This window comes from Sphingomonas baiyangensis (assembly GCF_005144715.1).
Lineage (GTDB): Bacteria > Pseudomonadota > Alphaproteobacteria > Sphingomonadales > Sphingomonadaceae > Sphingomonas > Sphingomonas baiyangensis.
Genome location: NZ_SWKR01000002.1, coordinates 1,346,280 through 1,361,878 on the forward strand (window position 1 = coordinate 1,346,280; position 15,599 = coordinate 1,361,878).

Genomic DNA, 15,599 nt, shown 5'->3' on the forward strand with positions numbered 1-15,599 from the left:
TGTCAAGATTTGGTTGCCTGCACCCCCGCGTCGCGATGTGCAGCCGGCAGGCTCAGGCGGAGCCGTATCGGATCGAATGCGAGCGCGCCGCCCAGCTGGCGCGCCAGGTTGGTGACGAGGCGAAGCGCGAAGCCGGTGCCGAGCGGCGCGCCGCCGGGCTCGACATCGTCGCCGTCTTCGCCGATCGCCGCAGGATCGAAGACCAGCCCGGCAGGCCGGTCGATCTCGACCTCGACCATGTCGCCCTCGCCGCCAATGGTGATGGCGATGTGCTCGCCCGCCCGTGTCGCCGACAACAGCGTCGAGAACAGCCGGCCGAACAGCCGCTCGATCGCATGGCGATCGCCTTCGACCGGGCGGTCGTCGCGCGGCAGCACGATTGCGGCCTCGCGAAGATCGGCGAGCGCGCGCAGATCGTCGGCCACTACCGCGATCACCGCGCGCAGCGATACCGGCTCGGGCCGCAGCGTCAGTGCGTCGGTCTCGATGCGCGCGGCGAGATCGAGGTCGTCGATCGCCGCGAGCAGATCGCGCGCATGGCCACGGATTGCCTGCGCATGCTCGCGATAGGGATCGACCACCGGACCGAGCACCTGATGATAGATCATTTCGGAGAAACCGATCACGGCGTTGGTCGGCGTTCGCAGTTCGTGGACGAGCTGGCGCAGCGCGTCGGGGCGGTGCGCCTGCGCGCGTGCCGGCTGCGCGAGCTCGCCGCCATGCGGGCGGCGTGCCGCACCCTGATAGCCCGTGAAACGACCCGAGGCGGGATCGAACTGGGGAATGCCCGAGAACAGCCAGTCGCCGGCGGCAGGACCGGCGACATCGATGCTGAGCCGCGCATCGCGAAAGCGCGCGCGCTGGCGGAAAGCGCCCGCCGCCACGCCGTCGATCGCGGCGGCGCCGACGCGACCGGCAAGCAGCAGCGACATGCCGATGAGTACCGCGCGCCCGGCGCCATCGGCCCAGCGCACCGTTCCCTCGGCATCGGTTTCGAAGCGGAAGCGGTCGGCGGGTCCGGCAGCGGCGGCGGGCGGCGGTGCGGCGGCACGGTCACGATCGCGCCGTTCGCGAAACGCGTCGATCCGCGCGACGACATCGGCGATGGTGAACGGGCCTGATCGATCGTCGGTAGTCTTGCCCGGCGCGGGAGTGGCGGGCGCCTCGGCATGACGAACCGCTTCGGCGACGATGGGAATGCCCATAGCCACCGCACCCAGCGATGCGAAGGGCGAACCCGGCGGCGGAACGGCTGACGGGGCGATGCCGACATCTCGTTCTGGCTCGGGTTCGGCAGGCTGCTCGACCGGCGGTGCGGGCCTGGCAACCGGCCGCGCGGCTTCGGGGCGATCGTCCGCCAACACGAAATCAACGGCGCCGAAGGCTTCGAGAGCCCGCTCGACATCGCTGCCAAGGTCGCGGCGGTGGCGCAGCACTGCGCGAGCCGGCGGCGAAAGCCGGGGGAGCAGCGCGGTCCATTCGGCTGCGTCGAGCGTCGCGGTTCGCAGCACCGGCGCGGCTACCGCGAGGTCGTCGTCGGCGAGCAACCTGACCAAAGCAGCCGGCGGGCTCGCCATCGCGAGCGCGCGCGCTGCTGAACCGCGGACGGCAACCGGCACGTCGCCGCGCAGCCGAGCAATGGCGTCGAGCGCGCGCGGATCGGCAGCCACGCGCCGCCGCCCCACGAGATCGACAAGCTGGCGATACGCCGATTCACGCCCGAACGGCGTGGAGACATCGGCGGCCAGCACGGTCTCGAGAGTGTCGTCGAAGCGCAATGGTTGGGCATCCTGCCGACGTGCGGGAGGCGCGTCGTCAAGGAATCCTTAACGTTTGCGGCACCGGTCAGGAATAGCTCGCGGGTGTCCGAAAACATGCCGTCGCATTGTGGGACAATTGCGTTTGCGAGCAACATTCTTATAGGTTAGCGCCATTCCCGAACCCGAAAAATACGCTCGTCAGGAGTAGCCATGAGCTTCGATCGCATCGACCTGCAAATCCTCTCGCTATTGCAGGAGGATGGGCGGATGACCAATGTCGATCTCGCCGAGCGTGTGGGGCTTACCGCGCCGCCCTGCCTGCGTCGCGTGCGTGCGCTCGAGGAAGCCGGCGCCATCCAGGGCTATCATGCCGCGCTCGATCCGGCGACGCTGGGATATGGCATCACGGTGTTCGCGCTCGTCAGCCTGCGCAGCCAGGCCGAAAGCGATCTCGCCGCGTTCGAGGAGCATGTCGCCGGTATTCCCGAAGTGCGCGAATGCCACATGCTCAACGGCGAGATCGACTTCATCCTGAAGGTCGTCGCGACCGACCTCAAGAGCTTTCAGGAGATGCTGACGACGCGGCTGACGACCGCGTCGAACGTAGCCAGCGTCAAGACCTCGTTCACGATCCGCACGTCGAAATCGCTGCCGGGCATTCCCGTTCCGACGATGTGAGACGGGCAGCGAAAAGGCCGGGGGATCGCTCCCCCGGCCTTTCGCTTTGCCTATTTCAGGCGATCAGGCGGCAGGCGCGGTCGTCGCCGTCATGCCCTGATCGATCCACTGGTTCCAGAAGGTCGCGATCTCGGCGCGCGGCTTGGTGGTAACGGCCGAGAAGGCAGCCTTCGCCTCGGCGCGCTGGCCGGCATTGGCGAGCGCGGTGCCGAGCCGCAGATTGACCTGATCGGCCTGCACGCCGCCCTTCTCGAGCCCTAGGCGATAGAATTCGACCGCCTTGGCATAGTTGCCGCTGCCGATATAGGCATCGGCCAGCTGCACCGCCTTGGTGCCGTTGGGCGCGCTGCGCGCCGGCGCCTCGAGTGCCGAGAGCGAGCCCTCGTTCTTGATCGCGATATTGGCGTCGTTGAGCAACGTGCCGAGCGCGCCGGCGGGCACCTTGCCGGCGGCGCGGCCCTCCTCGATCACAGCCTTGGTCTCGAACGGCAGGCCGACGCGATAGGCGATGTCGGCATATTCGAGATAGTCGTTCTGGTCGGCGAGGCTCTTGGTCGAGCGCATCAGGCGGAACAGGTCGAGCTTGCCCTGATTGTCGAGCTGCGCCGCATCGCGATAGACGAGCAGCGAGCGGCGCCAGTTCTTCGAGGTGGGATAGTCGGTCAGCTGCATGCGCAGCCACTTGCCGACATCGTCGGTGCGCTTGGCGCCGTAGAGCTTGGCGACGGTATAGTCATACCATTCGTCGGGCACCTTCTGGCCGGCGGCCTTCTTGGCGTCGACCGCCTGCTGCATCGCGGCGACGCCGCCATCGATGTTGCCGCTGTCCATCTGCGCGCGCGCCACCATCAGCGGCAGATCCTCGCTCTGGTAGCCGAGCTCCTGCGCGCGGGCGAGATACTGGAGCGCGCCCGCGGTATCCTTCTCGTTGAGCGCGATGTTGCCGCGCACGAAGTTCAGGCGACCGGCATCGGCGGGGTTGAGTCGCGGGCTGGGCAGCATCACCTCGAGCGCCTGCTTGATGCCGGCATTATTCTGCTTCTGCGCTTCGATCGGCAGACGGAGCGACGCGGCGAAATAGCGCTCGTCGTCATTCTTGATGAGCGCCTCGGCGGCGGCGAGCTGCTGCTCGGCGGTGGCATAGTCTTTGGCCTGCAGCGCGGTCTGCGCGGCGACGGCGGACTTGCGGAACTCCTCGCCCACTTCGAGCTGCGGCTGGGCATTCTCGCCCTTCTTCTTGCGCTGCGCTTCGGCCGGCGTCGCGACGACGGCGGCGAGGCCGCCCAGCGTGAGCATTGCGGCAAGCGCGGCCTTCGATACGATCGACATGGATTATTCTCTCCTCTCGGGGGGCTCGAGCGCTCCTAGATGGAGGCGCGGCAGCGTTCAAGCAACTCGGACGGCCGGCGGGTAACGCCCCGCGCCTGAACGCATTTTGAACATGAACGGCGCCAGCGCTTTGACGCCAGCATCCAGCATCGCTAGCGCCGCCGCCATGCGCAAGTCGGCAGTGGTAATCGGTGCATCGGGCGGGATCGGGCGAGCGATCGCCAACGCGCTCGACGAGGAGGCGCAGTTCGCGCGCATATGGCGCTTCGCGCGGTCGGCGCCGGGCGATGACCATCTCGATCTCGAGGACGAAGCGAGCATCGAGGCGGCGGCTGCGCGCGTGGCCGGGGGACCGGCGCCGGCGCTCGTGATCGTAGCAACCGGGCTGTTGCACGAGGGTGCAAACGGACCCGAAAAGGCGCTCAAGGAGCTCGATCCGGCGTGGCTGGCGCGCAGCTACGCGATCAACGCCATCGGCCCCGCCCTCGTCGCCAAGCATTTCGTGCCGCTGCTGCCGCGCGACGGCACGCCGGTGTTCGCGGCCCTTTCGGCGCGCGTGGGGTCGATCGGCGACAATGCGCTTGGCGGCTGGCACGGCTATCGCGCCGCCAAGGCCGCGCTCAACATGCTGATCCGCAACGTCGCGATCGAGCAGCGGCGCCGCTACGATCGCAGCATCGTGGTGGCGCTGCACCCCGGCACGGTCGCCACGAAGCTGTCAGCGCCGTTCAGCGGCAATGTCGCGCCGGGCAAGCTGTTCGATCCCGAGCGCGCCGCACTGCAACTGCTCGACGTGATCGAAGGGCTGAAACCGCACGACAGCGGCAAGCTGTTCGCGTGGGACGGGGCTGAGATTCCATTCTAGGCGCCCCCCGGCCTGCCCCTGCCCGGCTGCGCCAACAAGGGCGGCCCAGCGCGTGTAGGCGTTCTCGCTACGCTCGAGACGAACCGAGGGGGGTCGCGCCCTCGCGCGTATACGCGCGCACGCGCGGGGGTTGGCAGGTGCCTGTGGTCGTACTAGACCGGGGGGACACACCCCACGAAAGCGAAACCTGCCTTGACCGACGAGACGCTGCTCGCCGACCCCGCCGACATTTCCCCCATCTCGATCGTCGACGAGATGAAGTCGTCCTATCTCGACTATGCGATGAGCGTCATCGTCGCGCGCGCGCTGCCCGACGTGCGCGACGGGCTGAAGCCCGTGCACCGCCGCATCCTGTTCTCGGCTTCCGAAAGCGGCTTCACCTACAACAAGCCCTATCGCAAGTCGGCGCGCATCGTCGGCGACGTCATCGGTAAATATCACCCGCACGGCGACACCGCGATCTACGATGCGCTGGCGCGGATGACGCAGGACTGGTCGATGCGCGTGCCGCTGATCGACGGCCAGGGCAATTTCGGCTCGATGGATCCCGATCCGCCCGCCGCGATGCGCTATACCGAGGCGCGGCTGGCGCGCGTGGCGAATGAACTGCTGGGCGATCTCGACAAGGATACCGTCGATTTCCAGCCCAATTACGACGGCTCGGAAAGCGAGCCTTCAGTACTGCCGGCGCGCTTTCCCAACCTGCTCGTCAACGGCGCGGGCGGCATCGCCGTAGGCATGGCGACCAACGTGCCGCCGCACAATCTGGGCGAAGTCGTCAACGCCTGCATCGCGCATGTCGATCGCGCGGTGGAAGGCGGCGCGCCTCTAAGCTTCGAGGAGCTGGCCGAGATCGTGCCCGGCCCCGATTTCCCGACCGGCGCGATCATCCTCGGCCGCTCGGGCATCCGCTCGGCACACGAGACCGGGCGCGGCTCGATCATGCTGCGCAGCCGCCACACCATCGAGCAGCGCGGTGCGGGGGATGGCGGGCGACGCTCGATCATCCTCACCGAAATCCCCTTCCAGCAGGGCAAGAACGCGCTGGTCGAGAAGATCGCCGAGGCTGCCAAGGACAAGCGGATCGAAGGCGTCAGCGACATCCGCGACGAATCGAACCGCGAAGGCGTGCGCATCGTCATCGACCTGAAGCGCGACGCGACGCCCGAGGTGGTGCTCAACCAGCTGTGGCGCCACACGCCCGCGCAATCGAGCTTCGCGGCGAACATGCTCGCGATCCGCGGCGGTCGCCCCGAGCTGCTCAACCTGCGCGACATCATCGAGGCGTTCGTCAGGTTCCGCGAGGAAGTCATCACGCGGCGCTCGAAGTTCGAGCTGGCCAAGGCGCGCGACCGGGCGCACATCTTGCTCGGCCTCGTGATCGCCGTCACCAATCTCGACGAGGTGGTGCGCATCATCCGCGGATCGGCGAGCCCGGCGGAGGCGCGCAACAAGCTGTTGATGCGTGAATGGCCGATCGCCGAGATCGCTTCGTACATTCGCCTGGTCGAAGCCGTCGAGCACGAAGTGGAGGGCGACACCTATCGCCTGTCCGATGTGCAGGTGCGCGCCATCCTCGACCTGCGGCTGCATCGCCTGACCGCGCTCGGGCGCGACGAGATCGGCGAGGAGCTGGCGAAGCTCGCGGCGTCGATCGCCGAGCTGCTCGAGATCCTGGGCAACCGCGCGCGGCTGTACGAAGTGATGCGCGGCGAGTTAGTCGAGGTGCGCGACGCCTTCGCCACGCCGCGTCGTTCGGAAATCGCCGCCGCGGCCGACGGGATCGAGGACGAGGACCTCATCGAGCGCGAGGACATGGTCGTCACGGTGACGATGGAGGGATATATCAAGCGCACGCCGCTCGATGCCTTCCGCGCTCAGGCACGCGGCGGCAAGGGACGCGCGGGCATGGCGACCAAGGATCAGGACGCCGTCACCAACCTGTTCGTCACCAGCACGCATACGCCGGTCTTGTTCTTCTCGACACTGGGCCGCGTCTATCGCCTGAAGGTGTGGCGCTTGCCAGAGGGCGGCCCTGCCACGCGCGGGCGGCCGATGGTCAACCTGCTGCCGCTCGCAACGGGCGAGACGATCTCCACCGTGCTCCCGCTGCCCGAGGACGAGGCCGAATGGGGTAAGCTGCACGTGATGTTCGCGACCGCTAAGGGCAGCGTGCGCCGCAACGGCATGGACGCCTTCACCAACGTGCCGACCGCGGGCAAGATCGCGATGAAGTTCGAAGGCGACGACGAGGATGATCGCCTGATCGGCGTCGCACTGCTCGAAGCCGGCGACGACGTGCTGCTGGCGACGCGCCAGGGCAAGGCGATCCGCTTCGACAGCGAGGACGTTCGCGAGTTCCAGAGCCGCAACTCGACCGGCGTGCGCGGCATGCGTTTGGCGGCGGGCGACGAGGTGATCTCGCTGTCGGTTCTGCACCGCGCCGGCGTGCGCGACCAGGACGAGCGCGAGGAGTATCTGCGGCACGCCCCCTGGAAGCCCGAGCGCGAGGGCGAGATGGCCGACCGCGAGCGCTATGCGCTGCTGGTCGAGCGCGAGCAGTTTATCCTGACCGTATGCGCCAATGGCTATGGCAAGCTGAGCTCGGCTTACGAGTATCGCCGCACCGGCCGCGGTGGCCAGGGCATCACCAATATTGACAATATCCGGCGCAACGGCCCGGTGGTGGCTAGCTTCCCCACCACCACATCGGACCAGCTGATGCTCGTCACCGATCAGGCCAAGATGATCCGCATGCCGCTGTCGTCGCTGCGCGTGATCGGGCGCGGATCGGCGGGCGTGCGGCTGTTCAACGTGGCGGACGACGAGCATGTCGTCGGCGTTGCCCGGATCGACGAGGAGGAAGCGCCCGAGAACGAGGCCGAGGCGATGATCGCCGACGAGCGCGAGGCGCTGGCCGAAGTCGATGCCGACAAAGCGATCCAGCTCGACGACGGCACCGGTCCCGAGACGATCAGCGAGCGCGTCGAGGAAGAGGATGGCGACGATGCCTGACACGCCGACCACGGCATATAAGGTGCTGACCGGCGCGCAGATGGCGGCACTCGAACGCGACGGCAGCTTTGCCGGCGCGCCGGTCGACCTCGCCGACGGCTATGTGCATCTGTCGACCGCCGCGCAGCTTGCCGGCACGGTCGACAAGCATTTCGCCGGGCAGGACGATCTTCACGTCGCCGCCGTCGACCTCGCAGCGCTGGGCGATGCGGTGCGCTGGGAGCCGAGCCGCGGCGGCGCGCTGTTCCCGCATCTCTATGCCGCACTGCCGCTCGACGCGGTGATCGCCTACGGCCCGCTCGAACGGCTGGACGACGGCGGCGTGCGGCTTCCCGTCGCCGGCTAGGCGGCACCCTCGCCGCGTCGAACCGCCCGAACGGTGCGCAGCACGAGCAGCGCATCGAGCGTCGGGCGCAGCTCGCGGATATAGCGGATGTCCATCTCGGTGCGCTCGTCGAAACCGATATTGGCGCGGCCCGAGACCTGCCACAGTCCCGTGAGGCCAGGGCGCGCCGCGAGCCGCGGCAGATGCGCCATGCCATAGGTGCTGGCGCAGAAGGAGGTCGGGCGCGGCCCTACGAGCGCCATGTCGCCCTTCACCACGTTCCACAGATTGGGCAGCTCGTCGAGGCTGGTCTTGCGCAGGAAACGCCCCAGCCGCGTGACGCGCGGATCGTCGATCACCTTGAAATCGGGCGAGGCGCTGCCGTGCACGCTTTGCGCGCGCAGGCTCTCCTTGAGTGCTTCGGCATCCACCACCATCGTGCGGAACTTGTAGAGCCGGAAGCGGCGGCCGAGATAGCCGGTGCGCCACTGGACGAACAGCACCGGACCGCCATCGTGCAGCTTGATCGCGACTGCGACGGCGAGCAGCACCGGCGCAAGAATGACGATCGCGACGAGTGCCATCGCGCCTTCGATGAAGGGCTTGGCGCGTGCGGCATAGCTCGGCCGCCGTACCTCCAGGTGCAGCGGCACGGCACGCATGTCGCATTCGAAGCGGACGCGGCGCGCCATGTCACGGCGGCGTTCGGGATCGGTCGGGCTCGGCGGCATCGGCGTTCCTCGCAAGGTCTGCACCCTGCGTGGCGTCGGCTTCGCCGCGATGCGACCCGGAAACAACCTTAACGCGCGATAAACGGACGGCCAATCGCTGCCGTCAGGCGAAGTCGTCCCCGAACAGGACACGCAGACGGAGAATCAACCGGCGTGCGGCGTGCATCGGCAGCAGCACCAGATACCAGTAATGATTGCCCTGCATCAGCCGCACGGCGGCGTGGAAATGCAGCGCCTCGGCCGGCTGCCAGCGAAAGCCGATCGCACGATCGCCCATGTGGATGCGCGACAGGATGGCGGGGTCTTCGGAGGTGGTATTGCGGCCCTTGCCGCCCGTCGTGGCGCGATACCCCAGATCGGTCGCGATGCGACGACCTTCGGGCACGGCCTTGTTCTCGGGCCAGCAGAAGATATGCGGCGTTCGGCCCAGCGACTTTTCGAAAGCGATGCGACAGGCCGACAGGTCGCGCGTAATCCGCGCGGCGAGCGCATCGGCATCCTCGCGACCGTTGCCGGTCCAAGCGCGCGCCGCCAGCGCCAGCCCCGATTCGGGGATCGGACTGCCGAGCGGCACCGCTTGCGGCGCTGCGTGGCGGAACCAGTCGTGTTTCGGGCCGGGCGTCGCGGCCCATTGCATCCAGGCATTGGCGCGCCAGTTCTGCGCATCGAGCGTTCCTGTCGCGCGCTCGGACACGGGCACGCGCGCATGTGCCACGCCATGCGGCTCGATCTCGATTCCCTGCTGCGCCAGCACGGCCAGTTCGGGCCAGTTGAGATAGCCTTCGCAGGCACCTGTGGGCGCTGGGCGTGTCGTTGTGCCCGGTTCGATGAAGTCGAGCGAGGGGAAGATCGTCGCGGCGAAGCCGTGGTGCGCGAGCACGGGTGCCGCGTGAACCAGGTTGTCGCGATAGCCATCGTCGAGGTGAAGCAGCACGCAGCGTGCCGGCACCGGCGCGCCGGCCTGCCGCCGCGCGACCCATTCGCGCGTCGGCAGCACGGCATCGCCCATGCGCGCGAGCGTCGCCATATGCGTCGCGAAGGTCGCGGGATGCACCGCGATCTCGCGCCCCCAGGGCAGCCAGCGCGGTTCGGGATCAACCGAGTGATAGGTGAGGATCGCGGTGCCCGACGGCGCGATCATCGCGCGATGCGCGATGCCGAGCGCAACTGCGACGATTGCGAGACCGACGATCCAGCCGCCTGCCAGCAACCAGCCCGCCACGAGCGCCGCCAGCGTGCCCGCAAGGACGATCGATGCCCAGCGCAGCAGGCGTGCGCGCCGCTCGGCCTTGCGCGTCACGGCTTGCGCTTGAGCCGGCGCTTCGCTTCGGCGCGCGCGCTGTCGTGCAGGCGGGCGACGCGGCCGCGCCATCCGTTCGCGTAGATCGTCAGGCGATAGCGCACCGCCAGCGTGTCGGCGAAGCGCAGCTTGTAGGCGGCGGGCGTCATGCCGTTGCCCATCTTGTCGTACCAGTCGATCGCGGGATCCTCGCAGGTGGCGCGGATATGTTCGGCGGCCAGCACATTGCCCGGCGCATGCGCGGCGAACGCCTCGTCATAGCCTACCTTGAGGAGGAACAGCCGCCGCGCGGCCACTACGCCCATCTCGAACGCGACCAGCTGTTCGCCGCGATGGAGCAGCGCGATCCTGAGCGCGCCGGCACGTGCGGCGTTGTGTGCGAGACGGCGGTAGAACAGATCGGTGGCGGGATCATCGGCGATGGCGCTGCCGGCGCGGCCCTTCCAGCCCGATCGCTCGATCGCCAGCATCGCGTTGAGGCGGTGGTCGAGCTCGGCGCTGCCATTGTCGAAGGTGAAGTGCATACCGTCGCCGTCGATCAGGCTGCGCCGATCGGTGCGCAGGCGATAGCGCAGCTTCTTGCTGCGCGCGTCGAACCACGTCGAGAAGCCTGCACGGCAATCGACAGAGGGCGAGATCGCGTGCGGCTCGATCCTGAGCGCGTAATGGCCTGACAGCGCGCGGGCGGCCGCGAGCAGTCGCGCGCCTTCGTCGAGATATTCGAACCGCAGCATCGCGATGCGCGGATCGGCGAAGTGCGCGGCGATGCCGGCGGCATCGAGCGGTATCTCGGCGGGCCAGTCGTACAGGATGCTGTGCACGTTGGTCGCGCTCGCGCGTGCGCGCAGTGGCAACGGCCCTGCACGCACCATGTGCTCGATCATCGGCGGCTGTCCGGGCTCACGCGCGGCATGCGGCGCGAACGCGGCGAACCACGCGTCGAACCAACCGTCATTCTGGTGGCAATCGGGACCGGTCGATGACGTCAGCATTTACTACTCAGCAAGTGGCTTCCGACTAGGCGAGTACCCGGCCGATCCAAAGATTCGGTGAAAAGCGCGATCTGGAGACTGTGTCGCATCATGACCGTTTCGGCCGAACTGCTACCCGGCATAGGTGACGGCGGCGAAAGCACGTTCGCCGCCTTTCTGCGCGACAGTCCGTTTGCCGCCTATCAGCAGAGCCCTGCATTCGCCGCGGCGCAGCCCGGCCATGCGCGGCGCGAATGGAGCCGCTTCGTCGCGCGCGATGCCGGCGGCGCCATCGTCGCCGCCGCGATGGTGCGGCATACGCGGCTGGCGATGGGATATTGGCTGGCGACGCTGCAGCGCGGCCCGGTGGTGCACGATCCGGCCTGGCTGCCGCGCATCGTGCCGCTGCTATGCACCACACTACGCGAGGCCGGCTGCTGTTCGGTGCAGCTCGCGCCGCGCGTGCGCGGACGCGCGCTGCCCGATATCGCCGATGCACTGCGCGCCGAAGGCTTCGCACCGCTCCCCCCGGCGCGCCAGCCGATCCATACGCGCACCGGCATCGTGTGGCTCGACAAACCCGAGGACGCGATTTTGGCCGGCTTCAAGCAGCGTGGCCGCCGCGCGATTCGCGCTGCCGCAAAGGATGGCGTGCTGGTGCGTCGGGTCGAAAGCGCATCCGATCTGGAGCAATATCAGCGGCTGCTCGATCGCTTCGCCGCCGCGCGGCCGGGCTACGACATGTCGGGCCAGCTCGATGCGCGCGGCCAGCATGCGCTGATCGGCGCGCTGGGTGGCGCGATGCTGCTGGCCGAACGCGACGGCTCGGCAACCGGCGCGCACGCCTTTGTCCGTCAGGCCAACGAGGCAATCTGGCTCTCGCTCGCCACGCTAACCGATGGCGGCGGGGCCTCTCCCGGATATGCGCTGCTGTGGGACGCGATGCGTCGCGCGCGGGTGATGGGATGCGTCGGCTACGACCTGGCCGGCATCCCGCTCGCCGCGCCCGCCGACGCAGGCGAGGCAGGGCGCTACCAGTTCAAATCGGCCTTTGCCCCCTCGCCGCGCGTGCTGCCGCCGATGCAGATGCGACCGCTGTCGCCGCTGCCGCACGGCGTGCTGCTGGGCGCACGCGACGCGTTCCGCGCGCTTCGCTCGGCACGCGCGCATCGCACGCCCCCCGCCGGCGTGGCGCATGGCTGAACGCGCCTTCGACCGGTGGCGCGGCCGGCTGCGCGAGCGCGGCGTTGCCGCCGCGCTCGCCAAGGCATTCGGCGACCATGTGTTTCGGATGAGCGAAAGCGTGATGATGGAATGCGTCACGGCGCAGGCCCGCGCCGGCGGTAACGCCACCACGGGCGACGTGCGCTTCGCGGTCGTGCGAGCGGGCAAATCGCTGCCGCCGCTCGGTGCGTTTCTGGCAGCCCGCGGCCCGGCCTTCGCGGCGATGCTCGACGCCGGCAAGGTGGGGTGCTTCGCGATACGCGACGGTCTCGCGGTCGGCTGCTTCTGGCTGTCGCTTGACGATCACCATGACGCGGCGTCGCGCGAACATTATCGTGTCGAGCCGGGCGAAGCCTATGGCTATTGCTTCCTGCTCGACCCCGCCGAGCGCCGTCGCGGCACCGCATTGTGGCTGGTACGCTGCGGCATCGGATGGCTCGCGACGCAGGGGATCGCGCGGCACTTCACCGTCATCGACCGCGCCAATCGCGTCTCCTACCTGATCCAGCGCCACTTCCGCGCGACCGAGCGCGGCGTGCGCGTGCGCCATTTCTACATTCTCGGCACGCGCTGGACGCATGTGTCGCGCTATGTCGGCACGCTGGGGCCCTATCCCGACACGCGACGCCGCCGGCCGCGGCTGGCACCGACATGACCGATCGCGCAATCGCCGCCGCGCCGCGCGGCCGCTCGATACGCGCGCTGGCGCGATCGACCGGGCTGGTGATGCTCATCCGCGCCGCCGATTTCGGGCTGAGCTTCCTCGTTTCGGTGCTGCTCGCCAACCGCTTCGGTGCGAGCGGGCAGCTCGACGCCTTCTTCCTCGCACGGCGCACGACGGTGGGCTTCGCCGACACCATCCGCAAGCTGGTAGGCCAGGTGGTGCTGCCGCCCGTCGTCGCGGCGATGGACCGCGGTGAGCCGCCCTCGATCCATAGCGTGCCGCGCAAGGTCTGGTGGTTCGTCGGCGGGCTGATGCTGCTAACGCTGACGGGCACGGTGCTGCCTTCGGCGCTGGTCTACGCCTTCGCGCCGGGTTTCAGCGACGCGCGGCACGACATGACCGCGACGATGATGGCGATCATGATGCCGCTGCTGCCGATCGCGGTGCTCGCCTCGCTGCTGGCGGCGGTGTTGCAGGCGCGCCGCCGCTATCTGCTGAGCGAGGGCACCAATCTGGTGCAGCGCGCGATCCTCGTCGGGGTGCTGGCGTTCCTGGTGCCGCCGCTCGGCATCGTCGCGGGTGCATGGACGATGCTGGGGGCCGGCGCGGTCGGGTTCGTCATCCTGCTGGCGGGCGCATGGGGCATCATCCGCCATCCGCCGCGCGTCGAGCGCGAAGCCGCCCCGGTCGCGCCAACGGCCGAGACCAAGGGCGGCGGGCTGCTCGCCGCGATCCTGCTCAACGTCTATTTCCAAGCGACCGCGCTCATGGACTTCGCCTTCGCCTCGATGGCCGAGGACGGCGGGGTCGCGGCGCTCGAATATGGATCGCGGCTGGTGTCGCTGGTTCCGGGGCTGGTGATGACGAGCCTCTACACCGTGACGACGCCCGAACTCATTCGCGCGGTGCAGCAGCCCGATCCGGGAGCGGCGGCGCGCGGCATCATGCGGTTCCAGCGCATCGCGCTGTTCGCGCAGCTGCCCGTGTCGGTGGGCATGATGCTCGGATCGGTGCTGATGGTGAGCGCGATCTTCGGCCATGGCGCCTTCACGCGCGAGGCGGTGCTGATGGCAGCGGCGACGACGGCGGGCTACGCAGCAGCAGCGGTCTTTCTGGCGCCATTGAGCGCGATCACCTCGGCCATCTATGCCGATCCGCGCGGATCGTGCGTGCGCGATCTGGCGATCATCGCGGTGGGCGGCGTGCTGCTGCGGCTGGCGGCGCTGGCGCTTGGCACGCCGCAATGGGGCGTCGAAGGCATCGCCTGGGGCGCCGCCATCGCGACCGCGCTTACGGCGCTGCTCGCGCAATGGGTGGCGAATCGCCGCTTCCACCATTTCGACCATGCCGAACAGTCGCGCGACTTCGCGCTCAGTTTCCTGTGCGCGGCACTCGCGGCGGGGGCAGGCTATGCGCTGCTCGTGGCATTGCCCGACCCCTCGCGCGTGATCGGCGAACTCGCGCAGCTGATCGCGCTCGGGGCACTGGTGCTGCTCGTCTACTTCGCCGCGGCACTGGTGCTGCGCGTGCCCGAGATGGCGATCGTGCGCGACATCGCCCGCCAGCGCATTGCGCGCCGCCGGCGCGGCTGATGCGCCGCGTCGCGTTCGTGCTGCCGCATTTCGGCGCCGGCGGGGCCGAGCGCTGCGTGCTCAACTGGCTCGGCGCGCTCGATCGCACGCGGTTCAGCCCTCTGCTGATGTTGGGACGGCGAGAGGGCGAGTTCCTCGCGCTGGTGCCGCGCGACGTGCCGGTGATCGATATCGGCGGGCGGCGCGCCCTCACCCGCCCGCTCGCCATCGCGCGGCGCCTTGCCGAGCACCGCGTCGACATCGCCTATGCTGCAACGAGCGCGATGAACCTCGCGCTGATGGCGGCGCCCACACGCTGCCGGCGCATCGTATCCGAACATACTCCGCCCGAAGCCTATCTCGCCGAAGCCAAGTGGCGTGCGCCGCGCGTTGCGGCGATGCGGCTGCTCTATCCGCGCGCCGATGCGGTGGCGGTGCCGACCGTGGCGATCGGCGAGGCGGTGGCGGCAATCGTTCCGCGCGCGCGGACGGCGGTGATCGCCAACCCGGTCGTGCAGGCGGCATCGCTGCCCGTCACGCCGCCCGACCTGCATGCCGATTCGGGCCACATCGTCTCCGCCGGCCGATTGGTGGCGGCGAAGGGATATGACGTGCTGATCGATGCAGTGGCGCTGCTCGCCGCGCGCGGGGCGGCGGTGACGCTCGACATCCATGGCGACGGACCGCTGCGCGGCGCGCTCGAAGCACGCATTGCGGGCTCGGGCGCCGCGTCGCGCATCCGCCTGATGGGCCACAGTGCCGCGCTCGGGTGCGCCATCGCTGAAGCCGACCTGTTCGTTCTCGCTTCACGCCGCGAAGGCTTCGGCAACGTGCTGATCGAGGCGATGGCCGCCGGCACGCCGGTGCTGGCGACGCGCGCGGGCGGTCCCGAGCAGTTCATCGTCGATGGCGTCAACGGGTTCCTCGTGGCACCCGGTGACGCCAAGGTGCTGGCCGACCGCATCGCCGGTCTGCTCGCCGATCGCGACGCGCGTATCGCCGTGCGCGCGCCCGCACTCGTCACCGCCCGCGACTATACGATCGAAGCCTCGACGCGCACGTTCGAGGCGATGATTGACGCGCTGCCGGCCCGGCGACGTACTTAAGGGTAAAGTTACCTATCCCCGGCATAGCTTCGGTCAGTCCGTTCTTGCGCACGCCGGGAA

The 15,599-nt window shown here is 68.9% G+C and carries 13 protein-coding genes; 8 read left to right on the forward strand and 5 right to left on the reverse strand.

Going from position 1 to position 15,599, the window contains the following annotated elements:
* Positions 1 to 2 precede the first annotated feature (2 nt).
* Positions 3 to 1,778 (reverse strand): sensor histidine kinase, encoded by a 1,776-nt coding sequence (locus FBR43_RS09805; protein WP_136942966.1) that lies wholly within the window; start codon positions 1,776 to 1,778, stop codon positions 3 to 5.
* 192 nt (positions 1,779 to 1,970) lie between these two features.
* Here FBR43_RS09805 and FBR43_RS09810 point away from each other — a divergent pair, with 192 nt between their 5' ends.
* Positions 1,971 to 2,438: an Lrp/AsnC family transcriptional regulator gene (locus FBR43_RS09810; protein WP_136942967.1), complete on the forward strand. Its 468-nt coding sequence runs from the start codon at positions 1,971 to 1,973 to the stop codon at positions 2,436 to 2,438.
* 63 nt (positions 2,439 to 2,501) lie between these two features.
* On the opposite strand, the gene FBR43_RS09815 is transcribed toward FBR43_RS09810, so the two are convergent.
* Entirely contained in the window at positions 2,502 to 3,767 is a 1,266-nt protein-coding gene (locus FBR43_RS09815) for a hypothetical protein (protein WP_136942968.1), read from the reverse strand.
* Between the two features lie 166 nt (positions 3,768 to 3,933).
* Between FBR43_RS09815 and FBR43_RS09820 the strand changes: the two genes are divergently transcribed.
* The 3 genes from FBR43_RS09820 (at position 3,934) to FBR43_RS09830 (ending at position 7,993) form a co-directional block, all read left to right on the forward strand.
* Positions 3,934 to 4,632 (forward strand): SDR family NAD(P)-dependent oxidoreductase, encoded by a 699-nt coding sequence (locus FBR43_RS09820; RefSeq protein WP_136942969.1) that lies wholly within the window; start codon positions 3,934 to 3,936, stop codon positions 4,630 to 4,632.
* A gap of 192 nt (positions 4,633 to 4,824) precedes the next feature.
* The gene (gene gyrA, locus FBR43_RS09825) at positions 4,825 to 7,647 is read left to right on the forward strand and encodes a DNA gyrase subunit A (RefSeq protein WP_136942970.1); all 2,823 of its coding nucleotides are present in this window, start codon (positions 4,825 to 4,827) and stop codon (positions 7,645 to 7,647) included.
* The gene (locus tag FBR43_RS09830; RefSeq protein ID WP_136942971.1) at positions 7,640 to 7,993 is read left to right on the forward strand and encodes a DUF952 domain-containing protein; all 354 of its coding nucleotides are present in this window, start codon (positions 7,640 to 7,642) and stop codon (positions 7,991 to 7,993) included. The genes gyrA and FBR43_RS09830 overlap by 8 nt, the downstream gene beginning before the upstream one ends.
* Here FBR43_RS09830 and FBR43_RS09835 read toward each other — a convergent pair.
* The 3 genes from FBR43_RS09835 to FBR43_RS09845 all read right to left on the reverse strand — a co-directional run bounded on the left by FBR43_RS09835 (position 7,990) and on the right by FBR43_RS09845 (position 10,995).
* Positions 7,990 to 8,703 (reverse strand): sugar transferase, encoded by a 714-nt coding sequence (locus FBR43_RS09835; protein WP_169542567.1) that lies wholly within the window; start codon positions 8,701 to 8,703, stop codon positions 7,990 to 7,992. The two genes, FBR43_RS09830 and FBR43_RS09835, sit on opposite strands and share 4 nt — an antisense overlap.
* A 103-nt stretch (positions 8,704 to 8,806) precedes the next feature.
* The gene (locus FBR43_RS09840; RefSeq protein WP_169542568.1) at positions 8,807 to 10,003 is read right to left on the reverse strand and encodes a polysaccharide deacetylase family protein; all 1,197 of its coding nucleotides are present in this window, start codon (positions 10,001 to 10,003) and stop codon (positions 8,807 to 8,809) included.
* Positions 10,000 to 10,995 (reverse strand): GNAT family N-acetyltransferase, encoded by a 996-nt coding sequence (locus tag FBR43_RS09845; RefSeq protein WP_136942973.1) that lies wholly within the window; start codon positions 10,993 to 10,995, stop codon positions 10,000 to 10,002. Before FBR43_RS09845 ends, FBR43_RS09840 begins: the two co-directional genes overlap by 4 nt.
* A 90-nt stretch (positions 10,996 to 11,085) precedes the next feature.
* Here FBR43_RS09845 and FBR43_RS09850 point away from each other — a divergent pair, with 90 nt between their 5' ends.
* The 4 genes from FBR43_RS09850 to FBR43_RS09860 are packed head-to-tail and all read left to right on the forward strand — an operon-like array spanning position 11,086 to position 15,539.
* Positions 11,086 to 12,177 carry a GNAT family N-acetyltransferase gene (locus FBR43_RS09850; protein WP_136942974.1) on the forward strand — a complete coding sequence of 364 codons (1,092 nt, stop codon included), beginning with the start codon at positions 11,086 to 11,088 and terminating at the stop codon, positions 12,175 to 12,177.
* Positions 12,170 to 12,853: a hypothetical protein gene (locus tag FBR43_RS16175; protein ID WP_169542569.1), complete on the forward strand. Its 684-nt coding sequence runs from the start codon at positions 12,170 to 12,172 to the stop codon at positions 12,851 to 12,853. The genes FBR43_RS09850 and FBR43_RS16175 overlap by 8 nt, the downstream gene beginning before the upstream one ends.
* Entirely contained in the window at positions 12,850 to 14,454 is a 1,605-nt protein-coding gene (locus FBR43_RS09855) for a lipid II flippase MurJ (RefSeq protein WP_169542570.1), read from the forward strand. Before FBR43_RS16175 ends, FBR43_RS09855 begins: the two co-directional genes overlap by 4 nt.
* Complete coding sequence (locus tag FBR43_RS09860; protein ID WP_136942976.1) at positions 14,454 to 15,539, forward strand: glycosyltransferase; 1,086 nt, start codon at positions 14,454 to 14,456, stop codon at positions 15,537 to 15,539. Before FBR43_RS09855 ends, FBR43_RS09860 begins: the two co-directional genes overlap by 1 nt.
* Positions 15,540 to 15,599 lie beyond the last annotated feature (60 nt).